Annotated in this window: 15 protein-coding genes and 1 pseudogene; 10 read left to right on the forward strand and 6 right to left on the reverse strand. The window is 70.8% G+C overall.

All coding sequences use genetic code 11. The features are described 5' to 3' along the window. The first annotated feature begins 2 nt into the window (after positions 1-2). The 10 genes from FL311_RS07865 to FL311_RS07910 all read left to right on the forward strand — a co-directional run bounded on the left by FL311_RS07865 (position 3) and on the right by FL311_RS07910 (position 15,513). A complete protein-coding gene (locus tag FL311_RS07865) occupies positions 3-2,228 on the forward strand; it encodes a TonB-dependent siderophore receptor (protein WP_228556744.1) in 2,226 nt (741 codons plus the stop codon). Between the two features lie 9 nt (positions 2,229-2,237). Then, a complete protein-coding gene (locus FL311_RS07870) occupies positions 2,238-3,107 on the forward strand; it encodes a hypothetical protein (protein WP_141324316.1) in 870 nt (289 codons plus the stop codon). Further along, positions 3,100-6,306 (forward strand): serine/threonine-protein kinase, encoded by a 3,207-nt coding sequence (locus FL311_RS07875; RefSeq protein WP_194869105.1) that lies wholly within the window; start codon positions 3,100-3,102, stop codon positions 6,304-6,306. Before FL311_RS07870 ends, FL311_RS07875 begins: the two co-directional genes overlap by 8 nt. Before the next feature lie 72 nt (positions 6,307-6,378). Continuing rightward, positions 6,379-8,703, forward strand: a complete 2,325-nt coding sequence (locus FL311_RS07880) for a lantibiotic dehydratase (protein WP_141324318.1) — start codon at positions 6,379-6,381, stop codon at positions 8,701-8,703. Next, positions 8,700-10,334 carry a hypothetical protein gene (locus FL311_RS07885; RefSeq protein WP_141324319.1) on the forward strand — a complete coding sequence of 545 codons (1,635 nt, stop codon included), beginning with the start codon at positions 8,700-8,702 and terminating at the stop codon, positions 10,332-10,334. Before FL311_RS07880 ends, FL311_RS07885 begins: the two co-directional genes overlap by 4 nt. Next, a complete protein-coding gene (locus FL311_RS07890) occupies positions 10,331-12,631 on the forward strand; it encodes a lantibiotic dehydratase (protein WP_141324320.1) in 2,301 nt (766 codons plus the stop codon). The genes FL311_RS07885 and FL311_RS07890 overlap by 4 nt, the downstream gene beginning before the upstream one ends. A gap of 62 nt (positions 12,632-12,693) precedes the next feature. Beyond that, positions 12,694-13,128 (forward strand): hypothetical protein, encoded by a 435-nt coding sequence (locus FL311_RS07895; RefSeq protein ID WP_141324321.1) that lies wholly within the window; start codon positions 12,694-12,696, stop codon positions 13,126-13,128. Between the two features lie 150 nt (positions 13,129-13,278). After that, positions 13,279-13,680 carry a hypothetical protein gene (locus tag FL311_RS07900; RefSeq protein ID WP_141324322.1) on the forward strand — a complete coding sequence of 134 codons (402 nt, stop codon included), beginning with the start codon at positions 13,279-13,281 and terminating at the stop codon, positions 13,678-13,680. A 114-nt stretch (positions 13,681-13,794) separates the two neighbouring features. Next, complete coding sequence (locus FL311_RS07905) at positions 13,795-14,892, forward strand: FAD-binding oxidoreductase (protein WP_141324323.1); 1,098 nt, start codon at positions 13,795-13,797, stop codon at positions 14,890-14,892. Positions 14,893-14,949: 57 nt separating this feature from the next. Then, a complete protein-coding gene (locus FL311_RS07910; protein ID WP_141324324.1) occupies positions 14,950-15,513 on the forward strand; it encodes a hypothetical protein in 564 nt (187 codons plus the stop codon). A 12-nt stretch (positions 15,514-15,525) separates the two neighbouring features. On the opposite strand, the gene FL311_RS07915 is transcribed toward FL311_RS07910, so the two are convergent. The 6 genes and pseudogenes from FL311_RS07915 to FL311_RS07940 form a co-directional block, all read right to left on the reverse strand. Then, on the reverse strand, positions 15,526-17,265 hold the full coding sequence (locus FL311_RS07915; protein ID WP_228556745.1) for a lipopolysaccharide assembly protein LapB: 1,740 nt from the start codon (positions 17,263-17,265) through the stop codon (positions 15,526-15,528). 272 nt (positions 17,266-17,537) lie between these two features. Then, on the reverse strand, positions 17,538-17,792 hold the full coding sequence (locus FL311_RS07920) for a benzoate/H(+) symporter BenE family transporter (RefSeq protein WP_141324326.1): 255 nt from the start codon (positions 17,790-17,792) through the stop codon (positions 17,538-17,540). Beyond that, positions 17,786-18,059 (reverse strand): annotated as a pseudogene (locus FL311_RS07925) (NUDIX hydrolase); the annotation flags it as partial. The pseudogene FL311_RS07925 and the gene FL311_RS07920, both read right to left, overlap by 7 nt. A gap of 50 nt (positions 18,060-18,109) precedes the next feature. After that, complete coding sequence (locus tag FL311_RS07930) at positions 18,110-18,580, reverse strand: NUDIX hydrolase (RefSeq protein WP_141324327.1); 471 nt, start codon at positions 18,578-18,580, stop codon at positions 18,110-18,112. 140 nt (positions 18,581-18,720) lie between these two features. Beyond that, positions 18,721-19,581 (reverse strand): hypothetical protein, encoded by an 861-nt coding sequence (locus FL311_RS44965; protein WP_228556746.1) that lies wholly within the window; start codon positions 19,579-19,581, stop codon positions 18,721-18,723. A gap of 627 nt (positions 19,582-20,208) precedes the next feature. Then, positions 20,209-21,765, reverse strand: coding sequence for a glycosyltransferase family 2 protein (locus tag FL311_RS07940; protein ID WP_141324328.1), 1,557 nt, complete (start codon positions 21,763-21,765; stop codon positions 20,209-20,211). Positions 21,766-21,842 lie beyond the last annotated feature (77 nt).

The following is a 21,842-nucleotide window of genomic DNA, read 5'->3' on the forward strand; positions in this document are numbered from 1 at the left end:
CGGTGGAGTCGCCTCCCCCCGCGCCGCTGCCCACGGCTCCCGTGGCGAGCCCCGGCGCGCAGCTCGGCCCCAGCATCGCGGATCCGCTCCTCTCGACGCCCGCCTCCACGCCGGGCCACGGCGCGGTGCTGCCCGCGACGAAGAGCCCGCCTCCCGCGCCCGTCGCCACCGACAACGTCCCCATCAGCGCGCCGTTCGCGGAGCCCACCATGGACCGGGCCATGCCGCCCCCGTCGGGCCTGGCCGGGTTGGATCCCCTGGGCGGCGCCGACCCGCTGGAGGAGTCCGTCAACCGCGTGCTCAGCGAGGCGGTGGTGACCACGGCCGGCAAGCGCAACCAGCGCATCGCGGACGTGCCGCTGACGGTGTCGTGGATTCCGGCCGAGGAGCTGGAGGGCACCGGCCAGTTCACGCTGTGCGAGGCCATCCAGTACTTCCCCGGCATGGAGTGCCGCCGGGGCTCCATGCGCAAGGCGGCGGTGAGCGCGCGCGGCCTGGGCTCCAACTACCTGTCCAACCGCCTGCTGCTCCTGAAGGACGGCCGCCCGCTGACGGACCCCTGGACGGGCCAGTTCTACGCGGACGAGACGACGCCCCTGGTCAACCTGAAGCAGGTGGAGGTCATCCGGGGCCCGGGCTCCTCGCTGTACGGCTCCAACGCCTTCAGCGGCGTCATCAACATCATCGAGCGCCAGCCTGGGGACCTCATCGCCCCGGGACGCAGCGTGGGCGCGGAGGCGCGCGTGCTCGCCGGCCAGGACCAGACGTGGCGACTTCACGGCAACGTGGCCGGCCGGGGTGGGCCGGTGGAGGCGCTGCTGGGCTACTACGGCTTCGGCTCGGACGGCCCGCAGCTCTTCAATGATCCGGCCACGGGCCTGGTGGACCGCAACCAGGACTCGATGGTGCACCAGGTCAACGGCAAGGTGCGCGTGGGCCCGCTGGCGCTGGACGCGGACTTCACGGACGCGACCATCGGCCGCCCGGGCGGCTCGCACACCGGGATTTCGACGGTGGGCAACTGCGGCCGCTGCCACTACACGCCGAATGACGAGGAGTCCGTCCAGAACCTCAACGCCTCCGCGCAGGTGGACCAGCAGGTGACGGACAGCCTGCGCCTGTTCGGTCAGGTGTACGGCTTCTTCAAGCGCCGCGACGTGGTGATGGAGAACGCCTTCGGTGGCGACCCCACGCGCGCGCTGGGCAAGCGTCGGCGGCTGGGCGGCGAGGCGCGCGCCTTGTACTCGGCGGGCCCGGTGTCCGTGACGTTCGGCGGCGACGTGAAGTTCGACCAGGTCAACGTGCCCAACGTGCTGCCCGAGCTCACGATGGACGACACGAAGCAGACCATCCTCGGCGGCTTCGTGGACGCGGAGTACCGCCCGCTGGAGCGCGTGGTGCTCAGCGCGGGCGCCCGCTATGACCGCTACCAGATTCCCGAGCGCGTCTGGCGCGAGCGCACGGACCAGATCTCACCGCGCGCCAGCGTCGTCTTCCACGCGGTGCCGGAGCTGCTCACGCTGCGCACCAACTACGGCCGCGCCTTCCGTGCGCCCACGCTGGCGGAGCTCGCCATCAACCAGCAGATGTACGCCTCCACGCTGGTGGGCAACGCGGGCCTGCGGGCGGAGACGCTGGATACCTTCGAGGCCTCGGTGGACTTCTGGCCCTTCGAGCGGCGGGTGCGCCTGACGGGGACGGGCTTCTACAACGTGGCCAAGAACTTCATCAATCAGCAGCTCGTGTTCGGCTCGGTGTCGCAGTTCCGGAACATGGGCGACGCGCGCATCGCCGGCGCGGAGCTGGAGGCGGCCGCGCAGATTCCGTCCATCAACTCGTCCTTCGACGTGGCCTACCAGTTCCTCGACGCCAAGAACGTGCCCTTCGACGGCGGGGCCCGCACGCCGCTGGACTACGCGCCCACCCACCGCATCTACGCGCGCGGCCGCACCAACATCGGCAAGGTGGCCTTCGTGGAGCTCTACGCCCTCTTCGTGGGCTCGCGCTTCGACCCGGGCTTCCAGGTGGACGAGGCCACGGGCCTGCCTGGCTCCCGCGTGGAGCTGCCCAGCTACCTCACCGCCAGCGCGCGGGTGGGCTTCAACGTCTACGACGGCATCTCCGTGTCGTTCCTGGGCTCCAACCTCTTCAACGCCGCCTACGAGGAGTCTCACGGCTTCCCCGTCGCGCCCCAGTCCTTCTTCAGTGAAGTCAAGGTACGCTACTAGGCACCTCGTTTGAGTACCGCACCCCACCTGGAGGCCAGTGGCCTCCTGCTGATTGCAGATGCATCCCTGCCCGCGGCCGCGCTCGAGCAGGTGGTGCCTCTGCTGACGCAGGGTGGGGTGGGGGCCTCCGCGGTCACGTCCCCGTCGACGGGCTCGCGCGGCCTCCTCCTGTTCGACGGGGTGCTCAAGCCGGAGCACGCGCAGTGGCTGCGGCGCGAGCCTCCGGCGCTGCTCTTGGCCACGCGCGAGCGCGACGGCGGCCCGTCCATGTGGGAGGCGCTCCTGGTGGGCGCGGTCCTCAAGCCGTCCGGGACGCTGATGCCCGAGCGCGCGGAGGTGACGCGCCATCCACTGCGCCGCGTGACGGACATCCACGAGGCGGCCACGGCGGCCGCGGCGGCGGTGGGCGCGGCCGAGGGCAGCCGGGTGGCCGCGGGGCTGGTGGCGGACGTGGTGCATGAGCTCTCCGCCAACGCGCTGCTGGATGCGCCGGTGGACGCCAAGGGCGAGCCCCGCTACGCGCACCGCCGCACCGAGGTGCGCGAGGTGGCGCCGGAGGACGCCTGCGAGCTGGTGTTCGCGGTGGAGGACGGCCGGATGTGGCTGGAGGTGGCGGACCGCTTCGGCGGGCTGCGGCCGGGGCCGTTCGCCCGGGCGCTGGACGGGTGGGGCCAGAAGGTGAAGGTGGATGCGTCCGGGGGCGGAGCGGGCCTCGGGTTGCGCCGCATCCTCGAGCATTGCGACACGGTGGCCGCGCGGGTGTGCGTCGGCCGCGAGTCTCGCGTCGTGTGCGTGGTGGACCTGGGAGACGCGCGCCGCCGCGCGACCCAGCCCAAGTCACTGCTTTTCTGTTCGCATGAGGTCAGGGCCGGTGGATAGCCAGGGTTCCAACGCCATCATCAGCCGGCTCCGAGTGGGTACCATCACCCACGTCCGGATCGCCGGCGTCATCGACGAGACCTTCCCCCTGACGTCGACCAGCCCGGAGCTCAGCGGGCTTCTCGTCGTCGACCTGGGGAGGGTGGAGCGCATCAGCTCCTTCGGCGTGCGTCGGTGGATCGAGTTCGCCGCCAAGCTGCCCCCGGGCGCGCTGGGGCTCTACGTCGTCCACGCTCCGCCCGTCGTGGTGGACCAGCTCAACATGGTGGAGGGCTTCGCGGGAGTCGCCCGCGTGCTCTCCATGCTGGCGCCGTACACGTGCCGCACCTGCAACGAAGACCGGATGCGGGTGGTGAACCTGGTCGACGAGGCGCAGGTCATCGCCGAGGAGCGCGCGCCCGAGCACGCCTGCCCCGTCTGCTCCAACCCGCTGGAGTTCGCGGACCTGCCGGGCGAGTTCTTCGACTACGCGCGCCGCCAGCAGTTCGGCACCGTGGACCCGGTGGTGATGCGCTACCTGCGCGCCAGCATGCCGAAGGAGCAGCCGGACCTTCCGCAGCACCTGAAGATCGTCCAGGACGACATCACCTTCATCTCGCTGGCGAGCACCCTCAAGGGCGACCTCAACGTGCGCCGGCTCGCCTCGGGTCTGGAGGGGCGCGTCGCGTTCGACTTCAGCCACGTGAGCAAGGTGGAGCCGGAGGCCTTGCCCAAGCTGGAGCAGGTGCTGGATACCGCCGCGCAGGGCGCGCAGGTGGTGCTCTGCCGGCTGCCTCCGCCGGCGCTGGCCGTGCTGGCGCGCTCGGCCAAGCTGCTGCCCGCGAAGCTCGCCACGCTGTGGCTGCCGTGTGAGTGCCGCAGCTGCGGACAGGTGAGCCACCAGCGCATCCAGGCCAGCGCGTACCTGGCGCAGCTGCGCACGCAGCAGACGGGTCTGTCCAACGAGTGCCCCATCTGCGGCGGCGCAGCGCAGGTGCCGCACATGCCCCAGCTGCAGGGGTTCCTGGCGCGGATGCAGCTGACGGACCGGCCGATCGAGGACATCGAGGTGCTGGAGCCGCGCGCGCTCAGCCAGTACCTGTTCGGGTCCACCAACATCGACCCGCAGGCGAACAAGGGCTCGCCCACCGACATCTCCAACTCGCTGGGCAGCACCAAGCTGAACGTCATCCGCCGGCTGGGGCAGGGCGGCATGGCGGAGGTCTTCCTCGCCAAGCAGGTCGGCGTGAAGGGCTTCGAGAAGTTCGTGGTGATGAAGAAGATCCTCCCGCAGTTCGCGCAGAACCCCGAGTTCGTGGACATGCTCTTCGCGGAGGCGCGCGCCAACGCGCGGCTGACGCATCCCAACGTCGTGCAGACCTTCGACGTGGGCGTGTCCGACGGGGTGGCGTACATCCTGATGGAGTACGTGCGCGGGCCGGACCTGAAGCGGCTGGTGAACGAGCTGCGCCGCAAGGGGCTGGCGTTGCCCCTGGAGCACGCGCTGCGAATCGTGGCGGAGGTGGCCGCGGGCCTGCACTACGCGCATGCGTACGTGGACCCGGCGGGCATTCCGCACCCGGTGGTGCACCGCGACGTCAGCCCGCACAACGTGCTCATCTCGCTGGACGGCGCCATCAAGCTCAGCGACTTCGGCATCGCCAAGGTGGCGGGCGAGGAGCACACGCAGGCGGGCGTGCTGAAGGGGAAGATCTCCTACATCTCCCCGGAGGCCGCGTCCGGGCGCACGCTGGACGCGCGCAACGACGTGTTCGCGCTGGGCGTGGTGCTCTTCGAACTGCTCACCGGACAGCTGCCGTTCCGCAGGGACCACGACGCGGCCACGCTCAACGCCATCGTGCGCGAGCCGGCGCCGGTGCCCTCGCAGCTGCGGCCCAACATCCCGCAGGACGTCTCCGACCTCATCCTCCGCGCGCTGGTGAAGGACCCGGCGCGCCGCACGGCGTCCGCCGCGGCGATGCGCGAGGAGATCGAAGCGGTGATGGCGCACCACCGCCTCAACTCGTCTCCGGCGGCGGTGGCGCAGTTCTTCAAGGACACGCTCGGGGACCGGCTGGTGGAGTACGCGCCGTCCTCCGCGACGGGGACGGGCAGCCATCCGCGCCCGGTCCCCTCCGGAAGCGGCACGGGCAGCGGCGACATGGCCGCGCCGGTGGACGGCAAGACGCCGAGGCCTGGGACGGGCAGCGGCCCGAAGCCGACGGCCTCCACCAGTGGAAGCATCCCCCGCGTGCCGGGGACGGGCAGCGGCAGCATGTCCGCGCCCCCCGTGCCCGGGACTCCGCCGCGTCCGTCTCCCCTGGCCGCGCCGCCTCCGCGTCCCGCGCCGGTCGCCGCGCGTCCCGCGACGCCGCCTCCCGTGGCGCCCGTGCGTCCTCCTCCGCCTCCCGTCGCGCCCGAGCTGCCGATGCTCCCGGACCTGGACGCGGGGGACAGGACGGAGGTGGTGGTGCTCCAGCCCGGGACCACGCCTCCCGCGGCGCCTCCGCGTCCCGTCGCGCCCGCGCCCAGGCCCTCGCAGCCGGGACACACCGCGGTGCCCGCGCCGCAGCGTCCGTCGTCCGTGGGGATTCCCGCGGCGAACGTGGCGCCCAGGCCGGCTCCGGCGCCCCGTCCCTCCACGACGGCGCATCCGGTCCCTGTCGCGCCTCCCCGCGTCGAGCCCGAGGTCGAGGCCGATGGGGCGGAGCCCTCGAATGCCTCCACGTGGAAGTGGGCGGCCATCGGTGGTGGCGCGCTCCTGGTCATCGCGGTGGTGGCGCTGGTGATGCTGCGCGGCTCCGGCTCCGTGTTCGTGAACCTGTCGGAGGGCGAGCACGTGTTCGTCGGCGGTGTGCGGGTGGAGCCCGGCACGAAGACGCTCGCGGTGCCGCCCACCGGCTCGCTGCTCATCTCCACGGCGGTGGATGGCAAGCTGCGCCGGTTCGGCACGACGACGCAGCGCGAGGACATCGACGTGCGCACGCTGGCGGACGCCACGCCGCAGTCCGGGACGCGTGGGGCGCTGAGCGTGGCGACCAGCTCGCCGGGGTGTGAGGTGAAGGTGGATGGCGCGGTGCTGCCCCACCGCACGCCGGTGACGAAGTCCTCCATCGAGGCGGGCAGGGAGCTGGAGGTGGTGGTGAACTGCGCGGGGAGCGAGAGCACGCGGTGGGTGCTCGCGGTGCCTGGGCAGGAGATTGTCGTGACGGCTCGCTAAAGTCGCAATGGCTGGCCTCGGGACGGGACGCCTCTTGTGGGGCGTCCCTCGAGGTTGAAGGGCATGTGATCCATGAAGGGCTGGACCCTCTTCCCCCACCTCGTCGTTCGCGCGACAGGCTTCCCGTTCGACTGGCTGGAGCGGCTGGGGTGTCCGGAGTCGGCGCGGTGGGCGCGCGCGCTCGAGGCGGAGCGGCGCGCCTTGGACGCGCTGCGTGCCCAGGGCCCGCGCGTGCACCGTCCCCCCCGGGAGCTGCTCTCCGCGCTCAAGGCGGGCCGCCCTGTCGACACGGAGGGACTGGAGGCCCCCGAGCGCTTCGCGGAGTGGAACACCCGCGCCCGCGCGGCGCAGGAGGCGGAGGCCGCCCTCGCGTCGGCGCTGGAGCGTGAGCTGCCGGCGGTGGAGACGCGGATGGAGGCGCTGTGCCAGGAGCCGCGCTTCCTGGAGGCGGTGGCCAGCTCCAGTCCCCCCGTGGCCAGGGACCTGCTCGCCAAGCGCGAGGGCTCGCGGCTGCGCAGGCAGGTGGCCAGCTACCTCCAGCGGCTGTGCGCGAAGAACGAGACGATGGGCTTCTTCGGCCCCATCAACTACGGCCGGGTGGATGCACAGGCGCCCACGGGCGTGACGCTGCGCTGGTCCGGCCCCGAGACGCTGGTGGGGCGCAACACCTTCGCGGCGTCGTGGCTGGTGCAGGGGCTGGTGCGCGCGATCGCCTTCGACCCGGACATCGCCTCGTGGCTGGTGCCGCGCCGCAAGGCCTTCGCGGAGATGCCCGCGCGCAAGGCAGGGCCGACGCCGGAGAGCGTGGAGGAGCTGCTGCCGCGAATCGTGGAGCTGGCGGATGGGACGCGCACGCTGGCGGCGCTCGCGTCCTCGCTCGGCGTGGCGCCCGGCATGGCGCGCGAGGCGCTGCGGCTCGGCTGTGACAAGGCGCTGCTCACGCATCAGCTCGAGGTCCCGTCCGCCGTGCATCACCCGGTGGACGACCTGGCCCAGCGAGTCGCCGCGCTGCCGGGCGCGGGCGCGCGTCGTCACGTCGAGGGGCTGAGCACGCTGCTGGAGCTGATGGGGCGCTACGGGGCGGCCGACGCGAGCGGGAAGATGGCGCTCCAGGACGCCTTCGCGCGCAAGGCGAAGGAGCTGTGGGGCGTGGCGCCGCCGACGGAGCGCGGCCCCGCGTCCGAGTCCCACAACTTCTACCAGGACCGTCTCCCGCTGCGGGAGGAGTGCGGCGGAGACCTGCGGCTGGAGGTCGGCGGTGAGCGCGCGCGGGAGCTGGGCGCGCGCCTGGAGCCGGCGCTGGCGTGGATGGCGGAGGCGGCGTGGCGCACGCGTGACGCGGCCCGTGAGGCGGTGGCTCGCAAGGTGGGCTCGCGCACGGTGCCCTTCTGGAAGGTGGCGGCCGCCGCCGCGGACCTGCCCGTGCCGCTGGACACGACGGTGGCGGAGCTGCTCGCGAAGTCCATTCCCGACGCGGCCGCCCGGTCCGTCGAGCTGGGCGCGGTGGAGCGCCCCTCGTGGGACGCTGGGCGGACCCTGCCGCTCGTCACCTCCGTGGACCTGCTGGTGGGCGCGACGGACGTGGAGGCGTGGGGCCGGGGCGAGTACACGCTGGTGATGGGAGACATCCACGACACCGCGCTCGTGTGGGGCTGGGCGCTCCAGTTCCATCCGTCGCGCGCGAAGGTGGAGAGCGAGATGGTGCGCGCGCTCGGGGCGCTGTCTCGCTCCGTGCCGTTGGTGACCGTGTTGCCGTCGCGACGCACGGGGTTGTTGCCCTCCGAGTTCCCGGGGCCGGTGGTGGAGCTGGGCGGCGTGAGCTCCCACGCCTCCGCGTGGCGAATCCCCCTGGATGACCTGTTCGTCGAGAGCGATGGCAAGAGCGCGCGGCTCGTGTCGAAGCGGCTGGGCTCCGAGGTCTGCCTCTACAACGGCGAGCTGGAGAGCGCGGTGCACACGGCGTTCTCGCTGCCTCGCATCCGCCCCTTGAAGGTGTCCCTGGGAGAGCACACGCCCCGAGTGACGCTCGGTGGCGTGGTGGTGCAGCGCGAGCAGTGGAAGCTGGACGCGGCGGCGTGTGAGGCGCTGCTGGCGTGCAAGGACGACCGCGCGAGGCTGCGTGTCGCCTCGGGCCTGTGGGACGCGCGGGGGCTTCCTCCGTGTGTCTTCGCGAAGTTCAAGGGCGAGCGCAAACCGGTGCTGGTGGATGTGCGCAGTCCGCCGCTGCTGCGCGTCTTCCTCAACCTGCTGGAGCAGAAGGAGGAGGTCCTCCTCTCGGAGATGCTGCCCGGGCCGGAGCAGCTCTGGCTGCGAGGGCCCATGGGCCGCCACACGGTGGAGCTGCGCTGCACGCTGATGTCGGGCGCTCCCTGCGTCTCGCGGGAGGAGGCGCGATGAACTGGCTGGTGCTGCCTCCACATCGGGACGTGACGCTCGTGCCCGAGGTCCCCGAGGGGTGGCACCTGCTGGACCTGGCGAGGGACTTCACCCGTCGGGTCTTCTCCGCCGGGTCCGTGGAAGCGGAGTGTCTGACGCGCGAGTCGGCGCCCCCGTCGTCCCAGACGATGCGCGAGCTGCTCCTGCTGCGAGCCGCGCAGGGGCTGCGTGAACGAGGCGCTCTGTCGGAGCTGCGCGCGCTGGGCGCGGTGCTGACGGCCATCTCCGGCCCGCCTCACGGCGTGCACCTGCGACTCGATGACGTGGAGCTGGAGGCCGGGACGACGGAGCGGAGCGCGGACGTGCAGCGCGTGTCGGGGATGCCCTCGCCGTTCTCGGATGACGTGGCGGCGGTGCTCGCTCGGTTCGAGGATGCGCGGTGCGTTCGTCTGTGGTTGGAGCGAGACCTCCAGCTCCCGGCCGCCGTGTCCCTGGCGCAGGCGTGCCCCGCGCACGTGGCCCTGGAGGTCGCGGGGCCCTTTGCCTCGACGCATCGCAAGGTGCTGGCGCGGATGCCCGCCTTCCGGCGCGCCACGTTCCCGGAGCAGGTCCCCGCGTTGCGTTGGCGTGTGCGCCCGCTGTCCGGCGACACGAGCGTCGAGGACCTCGTGTGGATCTCCGACGGGCTCGGGCTGGAGGTCCTGGCTCCGTACCCGTGGGGCGATGACCAGGACTGGGCGGTGATGGAGCCCGACAGCGCGAGGCCGGAGTCCGGACCCGAGGAGGGTTGGCTCGGTCGGTGCTCGTTGGACGACGTGCGCGCGTACACAGGGGGCGCGCGGTGGGCGGGGCATGTCTCGCTCGGCTCGCTCCTGGCCGCGGACGCGCTCGTGGAGAGCGGCTGTCACACGGTGGTGGTGGGGTTCTGCGGCCTCGCGAACGGCCGCGTGGTCGACCCCGACCATGGCTTCATCCCGGTGGAGCTCCTGGTCCAGGGCTACCAACGACTGAAGGCCGCGGGCGTGCGTGTCGTCGCGGAGTGGTGGGTCGGCGCGCCAGGTGTGGACGAGGCGGCGCTGGACGCCACGCTGGCCGCGCTGGAGGGCTCACGCTTCTTCGACCACCTCGCCGGCGTGCGCCCGTTCCATGCGTCGGTGGAGCGCATCGCGCGGGTCCGCAACCCGGCGCGCTGGTGGGGACAGCCCGGAGACGCTCCGGCGGACCGCGATTTGTCGCGCAGTCGCCCCGTCGAGAGGCCAGGCACGATTCCCAGTGCGCGTCTGCCCGGGGTCCTCACGTCGCTGGCGAGCCGGCTGATGACTCGGGCTCCGCTCAGTCCAGGCCGTGTCGCGGCGGCCTTCCTGCTCGCACCGCCAGGCCTCGATGGCGCCACGCACGTCCGTCTGGACGTGGACTGCGCGGTGGTGCACCTGCCCGCCACGCTCGAAGGGGCGCCGAAGCCTTCCTGGTACGCGGCGAACCTGCGCACGGGTGGGGTGGTCGCGATGGATGCGCGCCTCGCGCCGGTGCTGGCCCGATTGACCGAGGCCACCGACGTGGCGAGCGCCTTGCCCCAGGTGCCGGAAGCGCAGCGCGCGAAGCTGGTGGAGATGTTGGTGACGAAGTCCATCCTGGAGAGGACGCACGGATGAGCGGACGCTGGACCTTGGGCGAGGTGTTCGTGCTCCGTCATGCCGGCTTCCCCTTCGACTGGCTGGAGTCGCTCGGGTTCTCCACCGCGCTGGTGGACGACGCGAACCGATGGCTCGCGGACGAGCAGGCGCTCCTGGATGCGCTGAGCGCGGAGGGCAACCCCGTCAAGGCCCCCGTCCTCCGGGCGTTGCTCGCGAATGGCACGGCGCCGCGTTGGGCGCCCGCGGGCTCGGAGCGCCTCGCCGTGCTGTCGCGCCTGCGTGCCGGGTACGAGTCCCTCCTGGCGCGCCATGCCCAGGAGCGCTCGGAGCTGCGCTCGAGGCTGCGCGAGCGCGCGGCGGAGCCCTCCATCCAGGAGGCGGTGTTCCTCTCCAGCCCCGCGATGTTCGACAACGTCTGGGCGCGCTACCTGCGTGGCGGTGAGCGCAAGGACACGTCCGACGGGCGCCGGGTGGAGCGACAGGTCTACACGTACCTCCAGCGCTTCTGCGCCAAGAACGAGACCACGAGCTTCTTCGGTCCCATCTCCTACGGCGAGCGCACGGACGAAGACGGGTTCGACGTGCGCACCGTCGCGAGCGGTGACACGAGCCGACGCACCTTCTTCTCCTTCTGGGCGGTGACGGAGCTGGCGCGCGCGGTGGGCCGCGAGCGCACGCTGCGGCCCCATCTCCCGCTGCGCCTCAACCCGCTCTTCACGGTGTCCCCCGGCCGCGCCGCCTGCGAGGTGTTGAAGCTGGAGGTGCCGCTCTCCGAGAGCGCCGAGCGCCTGCTGTCCGTGCTCCGCGAGCATCCCACGCCCGCCGCCGCGGCGAAGGTGCTGGGCCTCGCGGTGGAGGACGCTGAGCGCGCCGCGCTGCCCCTGGTGAAGGGCGCGCTGCTGCTCTGGGGACTGCCGTTCCGCCCCAACGACTTCGCGACCTTCGAGAGCGTGCGGGACGCCGTCGCCGCGCTGCCCGAACTGGAGGCGCGCTCGCGTTGGTTGGAGCGCCTGGACACGCTGTCGCGCCTGAAGGCCGAGTTCCAGACCGCGGACCTGACCCGCCGCAAGGTGCTGCTCCTTGAGCTGGAGGCGTGCTTCACGGAGGCCACCGGCAAGCCAGCCCGACGCGGTGACGGTCAGGTGTACGCGGACCGGCTCATCCTCTACGAGGAGGCCAGCTCTCCGTTCCGTCTGCGCTTCGGCCGCCGCTTCACCGAGGCGCTCGAATCCGCGCTGAGCGGCCCGCTCGAGCTCTCGGCCGCCTATGGCGAGCGCGTCCAGCAGGGCTTCCGCGAGCAGGTGCGCGAGGCGCTCGGCACGGACGAGCGTCCGGTGGATCTGCTCGACTACGCGGTGCGACTGCGCCCGGACCAGGTGACGGGCAGCCGCTTCTCGCCGGTGCCCCCAGTGTTGCTGGACGAGTCACCCGAGCGCGCGCGCACGTTGCCGGTGGACTTCCTCGGCACGTCCACGCCGGGAGGCCGCTACGCGTTGCCGGATGTCTGCCTCGCCGCGAAGGGGGACGGCGCGGGCTTCGAGGTGATGCTCGCGCGAGTGCATCACCACCTGCTCCTGCGAAGCTGGCTGAGCGCGTTCTTCCCGTCGAAGGAGCGCTACGCGGCGGTGGCCTCGCGCTGGTTGGAGTCGGACCCGTCCGCGCGCGGACTCGTGGGCCTGTCCATCCGCCGTCGCAACAAGGGTTTCTATGTCTTCCCGGGCCGGCGGCTCGTCTATTCGGTGTCGGACGTGCTGGACGTCGAGGACGGCGCGCTCACGCCGGGCGACGTGAAGGTCCTGCCCACGTCCCAGGGCCCCGTGCTCGTGGACGGGAAGGGTGAGCGGCTGCACCTGTACCTGCCGCTGGATGACTTCTCTTCCTACCCGCCCTTCGCCGCGCTGGCGCATCCGCAGGTGCTCCATGCGCCGCTGCGCACGAAGGGACAGCACCTGCCTCGGCTGAGCATCGGCGGCGCGGTGTACCAGCGCGAGCGCTGGGAGTTGTCCTCCGAGCACCTCGCGCGTCCCTCGGGCTTCGAGCTGTTCCTCGCCGTGCAGCGTGAGCGACACGTGCGTGGCTGGCCTCGCTTCGTCTTCATGCGCAGCACGAAGGAGCGCAAGCCCTACCTCATCGACACCGCGAGCCCCTTCGCGTTGGACCTGCTCTCGCACCTGGCCCGGGAGGCCGAGCGGCTCTCCGTGGAGGAGATGTACCCGGCCCCCGAGCAGCTCTGGCTCCGGGACGAGCGGGGCCGCTACACCTGTGAGCTGCGCATGCAGTTCACCCGCTGGAGCGAAGGCGCGTCGCCGCTTTGACATCCGAGCCACGTCCGCGAACAGAATGCACCCGAGGTTCGGCGCACCACCCTGGAGAGGTCATGGCTGGAGAGAACACCGTCGTTCCGGAGCCCCGGAAGCTCAAGCGCCCCGTGGAGGAGATTCGCGCGGAGCTGCTCGCGGACGCCGACGTGAAGGAGCAGGCGCGGATGCTCCAGCTTCCGGTGGAGGCCTACGTCGAGAAGATCCTCGACTACGCCCAGCACCCCCAGAAGCAGATGCCGCTGGAGATCACCCTCGACCACGAACTCAAGGCCAAGGACCCCAAGGCTGCCACCGTCGAGGAGATTCAGGGCCACCTCGACAAGCTCATCAGCGGCGAGGTCATCATCAGCCGCGCCCAGCAGCGCGATGGCTTCAGCTCCGACAAGGGCGATGAGCGCTACAAGGCCGCGCTGGCCTCGGACGCGGTCCTCACCGGCGCCCCCGAGTCCCGGGGCGCGCCGACCCCACCGCGTGGCCCGAAGAAGGGCTGAGCCCCACAACCTCGCGGAATCACTGGGCCTGACGGGGCTGTCCCGGATTTGTTCCGGATCCACGGAACTTTGTGGGCGCCCGTCCGATAACTCCACTGTCAGGCTTACTTTCGGCGGACGCTGCGCGACGCCGGCACGCGAGAGGCAATCATGGGGCTCTTCAAGAACGTTCTCGGCAAGGCGCTGGACATCCTCAAGCCGGCGCTCACGGCCATCAACCCGGCCCTGGGCATCGCGGCGGGGTTCGTCAGCGGGCTGATGAAGGGCGAGAACCCGCTCCAGGCGGGCCTGGGCGCGGCCATGGACCTCTTCCCCGGCGCGAGCGTCGCGAAGAACCTGCTCAACAAGTTCCCGGGCAGCAACTTCCTCGAGGGCATGGGCGGCAACAGCCTCGTGAGCGGCCTGCTCGACAAGCTCAACGGCAAGAACCAGATCACCGACCTGCTGTCGGACGTGGTGAAGGCGAACGAGAAGAACGGCCTGTCCGAGCAGAGCCTGCGCAACGCGGCGGAGCTGTTCGCCAAGCGCATGGCCGAGACGACGGTCGCCTGATTCAGGGCTTCATCGCAGTGGCCCTCCCCCCCGGGCGCCGTCCCCTCGATACAGGGGCGGCGCCCTTCGTGTATTCAGGAGCGACATCTCGCGGCACACCGGTGGGTCTGACGGATGGGTTTCAGCTCGGAGGTCCTGATTCTCGGCGCGGGCGTGGTGGGGCTGTCGGCCGCGCGGCGGCTGGCGGCGCTCGGCGCGCGCGTGACGGTGTTGGACGCGGTGGACCCGGGAGGCCGGGGCTCTCGCGCGGCGGCGGGTGTGGCGATTCCCTCCGTGCGCCTCTACGACGACGCGGACATGCTGGCCTTCGCGCGCGGCGGCAGGGATGCGCTGGTGGCCGAGCTGGACTCGCTCCCCGAGGGCGCGCTGCTTCGCCGCGGACAGGGCATTCTCCGCATCGCCGCCGACACCAAGGGCCGTGACGCGCTCGCGACGCGCGCCGGGAAACATCCCGAGGAGCTGGGCACGTGGGTCGACGCCGCGCGCCTGGTGGAGCTGGAGCCCGCGCTGGAAGGGACGCCGCTGTTGGGGGCCTTCGAGTCGTCACGTGGCCACATGGTGGACACGGAGGGCTACGTCAACGCGTTGCTGGGCGCGGCGGCTCGCGCGGGTGTACGGCTGCGGCTCGGAGAGGCGGCGCGCGCGGTGGAGGAGACCTCCGACGCGGTGGTGCTGCGCACGGACCGTGAGACGCTGCGCGCGGACCAGCTCCTCGTGAGCGCGGGGCCCTGGTCCTCGACACTCGCGGGCCTGCCTCCGCTGCCGCTCAAGCCGGTGCGAGGGCAGATGATGGTGGTGCACCAGCCGGGGCTCTCCCTGTCGCGGGTCGTGTCCGGGCCGACGTACCTGGCGCCGTGGCGCGCGGGAGAGCTGGTGGTGGGGGCCACGGAGGAGGACGTCGGCTTCGTGGAGAACGTGACGCCCACGGGCCTGCTGCACCTGAGCGCCACGGTGGCGAAGCTGGCGCCGCGCCTGCGCGAGGCTCGCTTCGTGCGCGCCTGGGCTGGGCTGCGCGCGGTGACGCCGGATGGTCGTCCGTACCTGGGGCGCTACCCGGGCACGCGGCGCACGTTCGTGGCCACGGGATTGGGCGGGCAGGGGATTCTCACCGGCGCCCACGCGGCGGCGCTGGTGGTGGAGCAGGTGGCGTCGGGGCGCGAGACGCCGTTCCCTCCTGCCCGGGCCCTGGGGCCGGGCGAGGGACGCGGCTGACCTCTTGGCTGGGAAACACCGTCTCTGGGCCGGAAAGCAGTGGGTGGGGAATCCGACATGCGTGACGAAGTGTCTCGAGGAAAGACGTACCTGCGCGTCCCGTTGCTGTTGGTGACGGCCGTGCTCTCCATGGGTAGCGGCATGGGCAATCCGGGCTGCGACAGCGGGGATGACGACGTCGACGTCATCGCGCCCGAGCAGTGTGAGTTCGGCTGCGCCATCAGCGGCGCCTACGTGTTCCGCTTCCAGGACACCACGCCGTTGAGCGCCGACTGCGCCCAGGTCGGCGTGTCGTTGCCGGAGGGCGAGCGGGTCGTCGTCGTCCAGAACGGACGCGAGGTGGACATCCAGGGCACCCTGGGCGAGGTCCCGCTCACGGGCTCGCACTACAAGGTGGGCGAAGACAAACACCTCGTGCTGCGGGCGGTGGTGGAGCTGCGTCGCCGCGAGGGCCCTCCCACCGAGCTGCTCTATCTCATCGACGGTGTCTTCGCCGAACCCCCCGAGCGCCTCGACGCGCCGGCCTCCTTCTCCGGGACGTTCAATGCCAGCCACGTGAACACGGTGGATGGCGACCCGGAGTGCCGCGTGGTGCGCCGCTTCACGGCGACGCGCCAGTGACGCGTCGGTGTCTCAGTAGAGGCTGACCGAGTCGAACGGCCTGTTCAGCTTCGTGCGAGGGCGGGGCAGCAGCGCGTGCACCGCCTTCGCGTCCGACCTCGTGAGGGCGTCCACCAGGGCCTGGGTCTCCTTGGGCCAGGTGGTGCTGGCCCGGGCGCAGCGCAGGGCCTCGGACCAATCCTCGCGTCCCGCCGCGAGCGACAGCCCCGCCAGGCTCTCCGCCGCCTTCAGGGGCTCGCCAATCTCGCGGGCGTGCTGCTCGGCGCGGGCGAACCACTCCACCGCCTGCTCCATGCGTCCGTCGTCCAGGAACAGGCGGCCGAGCTCCGCCGCGATGACCTGACGGTGGAACGAGTCGCGCAGGGCCTCCGCGCTGGCATAGGCCTGCTGGAAGTGGTCCACGGCCTCGTCACGCTGGCCCGCCGCGAACTCCAGGCCCGCGAGTCGGTAGCGGTGGTGCTTGGAGAAGTTGACGCCCCAGCGCTCGCTGATGCCCTCGAAGCGCCGCCACGTGCCGATGGCGTCCGCGAACTGCCGCGCGGATTCCTGCAGGTAGCTGGCATTGGAGATGAGGTTGATCTTCAGGTGTGTGGCGCTCGCGTCGTGCAAATCACCCACGCAGCGCATGGCGAGCTTCTCCTCCACCAGTGCCTTGTCGAGCTTGCGCTCCTGGAACCAGGTCAGCGCGCACACGTTGCGCAGCCAGCCCTCCTGGAGCGCGCGGTCCGGCGCGGTGGAACGGCCGAGCTCCGCGAGCCCCGCCTCCACCTCCGCGCGGGCGTTGGGGAGCTGCCCGAAGCGCTTGGTGAGCGTCAGCGCGCGGAACATGTGCAGCCGCGCGCGCAGCTCGGGAGGCAGTCGGCACTCGAGCCCGCGGCCGAACGCGGCCATGGCCTCGTCGTGCGAGCCGGTGAAGACCTGCACCACGCCCATGCACCGGTGGAGCAGGGCCTTCAGCTCGTCCTCGTCGCCCAGGCTCGCGCGGTCGATTTCGATGGCCGGCGTGGTGAAGCCCGTATCGAGCGCCTCCCAGGCCTGGACCACGCGCCCGGGGAAGTCCGGCTCGGACGTGGACTCGAGCAGCGACAGGCCGTGCTCGGCGGCGAGCAGCGCGCCCTCGTAGTTCGTGGTGAAGAAGCAGCTGCGGATGGCCAGGATGGCCGCGGCGACGCGCGCCTCGCGCGACTCCGACTCGTCCACCACGAGCCGCAGGTAGCGGCCCTCCAGGTCCACCGCGGGCTCCAGCGCGCGCGAGGACACGGGGCCCGGGCCGGAGGCGTGGGGGACGCGCATGCGGTCGCACAGCGAGTCGAGATAGGCCTGCCGGCGGGACTCGAAGGCGGCGGCGCCATGGGGACGTCGCATCCGCCAGCCGGTGAGCAGGAGGGTGCCGTCCAGGCCCTCCAGCCGGGCCCACTCGGCGGCGCGCATGACGGCGCGCAGGCTGACCAGGTCACACTCGCCCGCGCCATGGAGGACGAGCGGGCGGCCGCTGGCGCGCAGCGTCTCCACGAGGGTCCGCGCGGCCACGGTGAGAATCCAGAACGTCTGCTCGGATTCACGGTGGAGCCGTCGCTCGGACGGGGACAGCGCCAGGTCCTCGAGCGCGGGGACGCCCTGCGTCGTGCCCGGGAACAGCCGGTTCCACTCGGAGGGGTGGGCGGCGGCGATGGCGCGGTGGACGTCGGGGGCCGCGTCCTCACAGGCCTTGAGGACCTTGCGCAGGCCGCCGAAGGCGGTCGGCAGCGCCACGCCGACGTCGACTTCGATGGCGCGGGAGGGGAGGGCGGAGGGGACTCCCTGTTCCACGGACACTGCGAAGGCAAGACCAGGTCGGGCGCTCACGCTGGGGGGGCCTCGAGAGGGGGACGACTGCGGACGACTCGAGGCATACTTTCACATTCTCCAAGCAACCGAGCAATCCGGGGTCCCCGTAATTCACCCGGGGCGGAACGGCCAGGCTTCTTCAGCGATGTATCACGCGGCGCGCCATGTCTCGGGGAAGGCGGGCGCGCGGGGGATTCCTAGCGTCGCCAGTTGACGACGGTGGAGGTGGCGAGACCCAGGACCAGGGCCCAGAAGGCGGCGCCGACGCCGAACAGGGAGACATTGGACAGGGCGACGAGGAAGGTGACGACAGCACCCTCGCGATGGCGCTCGCTGCTCATGGCCGTGGACAGGCTGTTGGCGATGGTGCCGAACAGGGCCATGCCGGCGAGGGCGAGGACGAACTCGCGGGGGAAGGCGGTGAAGAGGGTGACGAAGGTCGCTCCGGCCAGCCGTTCGGGAAGGACTCGGCCAGTTCCCGCACGAGCACATCACGAACGAAGCCGGGTGACCTGTTTTCGCAACTCCGCCTCGTGCAGGAGGCCGCTGAGTACCTGGATCGCGACGACATCGTCCTTCCCGAGCTCCTCGGCGAGCAGGTACAGGGGGACCGCGGGCCGTGCCTCGGCGAAGGCCGTGAGCGAATCATGGCCGAGCGTACGGACTCGCTCGTAGAGACGCGCCTTGAGGTCACCCTGCCATGCGTCTCCACCGCTCATCGTCCTCTCCCTGCGTGAAGCTCATGGGTTCCCGTGCGGGATGGTGGCTGTCACGCTTCTTCATCGGGCAGGATGGTTCGGAGTATCTCGTCGTCGGGCCCCGTGGGCCGCCAGCCGGGCGGGGGAGGGGTGGCGAGCAGTGCCGCATTCGCCCTCCTGACGCGTTCTTGATGCGTCTCGGGCGTGAACCCGAACCAGGAGCCAAGGATGAGGGCAACCTCCATCCGTGTATCGTCATCCAGCACAGGGGGCCAACCGTTGGGGAGCCCTTCGGCCAGCTCTCGAACGAGTTGACCTCGTACCAGTCGAGTGACGGTTCGAGACCGTTCGGCCTCCTCGACCAGTCCCCTGAAGACCTGTATCCCCGCGAAGTCTCCGTTGCCCAAGGTCTCAGCCAGTTCGACCAGTGATGCGGTGGGCTGGGCTTCCGCGAATTCAGTCAAGGAGCCGTACCCCAGCTTGCGAACACGTTCATACAGTCGTGCAGGCCAGTTTCCGCTCCAGGATGGTCCTTCGGTCATGGCCCGCTCCATGCGGTGAAGTTCGCGGGGATGCTATAGCGCTTCATCTCGGTGGCGACGAGCTTCAGCACTGCATTCCGCGTCAGGGTTCGGCCGGCATTCGTCTCCGCTTCGCGCAAAGTCCCCATGATCATCCGGTTTCACTCCCCCGGCCAGGTCCGTCCGAGCTTCCAGTTCCCTCCACCGTGAACCGCCTCGTGGTGGGCCTGCTCCAAGCGGACGCAGAACTGGTCGATGTCGAAGTCACCCTTGAAGCCTCGTTGCTCGAACCACCCGCGATGCTCCTTCGGCAGGACGTGGTGCTTCGGCGCGTCGGACATGCCAGCGCCGGCTCTGCCCGTCACGTGCATGCCGCGCACCTCGGGACTGTCGCCCAACGCGTCACGCACTCCCTTGGGCAGGTCCTGATTCGCCTGTGCCAGCATCGCTTGGCCGCCATGGATGCGGACAGCGGCGCTCACGACGGGCATGGAGAGGACGCCCGCTTGCACGAGCCTCCGCATCATCTCCACCCAGTCGGCCGAAAGCACGAGCCGCGAGCCCGCCATGACGCCGCCGGAGCTCATCACGAGTCCCGCGCCCATCGTCACGGAGACTGCTGGCGGTGGCCGAGGGAATGACATCCTCATCGTGGATATCAGTGTGAGCATCTCCAGCACCTGCGTGGCCACCAGCACCTTTCCCCCTGTCTCCATGGCGGAGCGGGCATCCCGCTGAATGGCATCGAACTCACGCGTCAACGTCCCCATCAGCGCGGGCAGGGTGGCCGCCGCCATCTCGACCCGCTCCGGGTCCTGGGACGAGAGGTCCGTCAGCGCAGGCGCCAACAAGCCCTGGACGCGATGCAGGTCCACGAACAGCTTCTCGGTCCCGCACAGGGGACAGTCGCGAAGCAGTGCATCCGTGAGCTGAAGGAAGTCCATCCACGTGGCCAGCAGGAACGCTCCGAACATCGCGGACTGCAGGCGAGGCCCTGTCATACGAAGAAGCCCCAGTTCCATGTCGGGCTCCTCCACTCCTGACGCCACGCCCACCACCCGCGTCGTGCTCCCGAGCGCTCCACGAATCCACGGGGACTGATTGGCCGCGAGGTCGAGATATCGCGTGAAGACTCCCTCGAGTCGGCGACCGCTGGATGCGGCTGACCGCGAGGAGAGCCGGGCGTGCGTGGTCTCGACGCCATCCATGACCCTCTTGACCTCGTCGATGGCTCCGCGGAGCGCTTGACGTACCTGGGTGACGTCCTGGCTCTCGCTTCGATCGCCGCCATGACCCACCCGCGTTGCATCAGCTCTCGCCCTCACGTGTCGCCACATCGGCTGGCGGCTCTCGCGCGGACGGGAAGTCGTAGTCGCGGAGTCACCCCATGCATCCTCGGTGGTCGTGCGCGGCGAATTTCGCAGCGCCCCTCCTCGCGTAGAGGTGCTCGGTGCGGTGGCGCATCCCGTGGCGAGAAGAAAGAGGGCCAGCAGCAGGGCGCCAGCGAAGGCTCCTGGCCGCAAGTCAGGAGGATTGAACATGGATAGAGGGCTCCGGCGACCCACGCGAAAGGGAATCGCGTAAAGGCAGACCCAAGGTACCGACCGGACTCCGGAACTTGAACGACCCGTCAGGTCCAACGCCACGAACTAGCGAACGAACTCGAACGCCTCGCCCATCAACATCCGCACGGTGTCGGTGGGGTGGGGGAACCAGTAGGGCTGGTGGACCTGCTTCGGGGCCACATTCGTCTCGTGGATGCGCGCGACATAGAAGCTCGGGTCCTGGAGCACCTGGATTCGAGGCGTCACCGCGCCCCAGAGGAAGCGCGCGTCTTCTCCGACCTGGATGTCCGCGAACGGATTGCGCTGCCAGAACGCCTTCACGTAACACATCGTCCCGCCGGCAACCCAGGGGCGATGACCCCGGGGATAGACATACTGCCAGGACTGTCCCGTGGACGGCTGATGATAATAGACACGCGTCAGTCCATTCACATCCGCGCCTGAGTCGAGCAGGGACGTGACCTGATATCGAAGCCGCCGAGGCGCGTACCAATCATCGTCATCCCAATGGACGATGACTTCCGCTCGCGCCGCCTCGCAGGCGAGGTTCCGCTTCGCCCCCACGGAGTGGCGCCCCTCCAATCGCACGTACCGGATGCACGGCAAGTCCGGTAGCAGGTCCGCGACAGGCTCGCTGCCGTCATCGACCACGATGAGCTCCTTGTCCGCCCAGTCCTGGGAAAGGAACCAACGCACCGCCAGCGGCACGAGCCTCCGTCGATTGAACGTCGGCATGATGCAGGACACCGTCGGCCGTGACGTGATGACCGGAGCCCGCTGGGGCTCCTCGACAACCGGCGCCGGTGCCTCCTTCTCGGGCGGGCGCTCGTAGCCACCGAACCGCGCCCGCACGTGCGCACGCAGCGGGTCCTCCATCCGACGCGGAATCGGATGCGCCCAATACACGCGAGGCATCTCCATCGCCGTGTCGAGCTGCGCGGTCGAGTACTCGACCCGATACTTCACCCACTCGTAGTCACACGGGCTCGTGAGGACGCGGTGGCCCAGGAGCGCGGTGAGCGTGGGGAACAGCACCTCCTCCGAGGCCCAGATGCGCGAGCGCCGCAGGATGCCCCGGAGCTGCTCATCCCGCTCCCACAGCGCGACCAGGTCCCGAGCCGCGTCCACCGTGAACACCGTCGACGGCCAGAACGTCCAGTGGACGAACTGCGACTCCCCATTCACGAACCTCCGGAGGAACGGCCTCCACAAATCCACCTCGCGCCGAGCCTCGACCGCCGGAGCCGCCCGCGGCCCAGGTCCATGTGGCGCCTGCACATTCCCCAGGAGCCCCGCCCCAGGATTCGCCGCCAGGAAACCCCGCAGGTGCTCCGAGTACCCAGGCCGCAACCCGAGCTGGTCCGAGTCGACGATGGTCATCGCCTCGAACGGATGGCTCTCCAGCGCGAAGCGGAAACAGTCGAGCGCGAAGTCATGCAGCCACCCCCACTTCATCGGCCGCGGAGCCGGATGGGCCACCGCGTTGAAGCGCTCGAGCCAGCGCCCGTCGAGCAGTCCCGGATGCTTCCCGCCGTTGTAGAGCAGGATGAGCGAGCCCGGGTCCAGGTGGTGGAGGTTGCGCACGAGGTCCATGACGCAGTCGGGCCGCTCGTGCACCAGACACGCGAAGATGTTCCGCATCGAGCCCCCTGCCGCGTGACGCGGCGCCGTAACCCCGTCACCTTACCCGCGGTCGCCGACGCCCGTGTCCCCTCACG

It is taken from the genome of Myxococcus sp. AB025B, assembly GCF_006518215.1.
Taxonomy (GTDB): domain Bacteria; phylum Myxococcota; class Myxococcia; order Myxococcales; family Myxococcaceae; genus Myxococcus; species Myxococcus fulvus.

Bases quoted from the DNA above. Each gene is read 5' to 3' on its own strand.
- FL311_RS07880 (WP_141324318.1), top strand. From the start codon at position 6,379: ATGAAGGGCTGGACCCTCTTCCCCCACCTCGTCGTTCGCGCGACAGGC.
- FL311_RS07885 (WP_141324319.1), top strand. From the start codon at position 8,700: ATGAACTGGCTGGTGCTGCCTCCACATCGGGACGTGACGCTCGTGCCC.
- FL311_RS07890 (WP_141324320.1), top strand. From the start codon at position 10,331: ATGAGCGGACGCTGGACCTTGGGCGAGGTGTTCGTGCTCCGTCATGCC.
- FL311_RS07895 (WP_141324321.1), top strand. From the start codon at position 12,694: ATGGCTGGAGAGAACACCGTCGTTCCGGAGCCCCGGAAGCTCAAGCGC.
- FL311_RS07900 (WP_141324322.1), top strand. From the start codon at position 13,279: ATGGGGCTCTTCAAGAACGTTCTCGGCAAGGCGCTGGACATCCTCAAG.
- FL311_RS07905 (WP_141324323.1), top strand. From the start codon at position 13,795: ATGGGTTTCAGCTCGGAGGTCCTGATTCTCGGCGCGGGCGTGGTGGGG.
- FL311_RS07910 (WP_141324324.1), top strand. From the start codon at position 14,950: ATGCGTGACGAAGTGTCTCGAGGAAAGACGTACCTGCGCGTCCCGTTG.
- FL311_RS07930 (WP_141324327.1), bottom strand. From the start codon at position 18,580: ATGACCGAAGGACCATCCTGGAGCGGAAACTGGCCTGCACGACTGTAT.
- FL311_RS44965 (WP_228556746.1), bottom strand. From the start codon at position 19,581: ATGGAACTGGGGCTTCTTCGTATGACAGGGCCTCGCCTGCAGTCCGCG.
- FL311_RS07940 (WP_141324328.1), bottom strand. From the start codon at position 21,765: ATGCGGAACATCTTCGCGTGTCTGGTGCACGAGCGGCCCGACTGCGTC.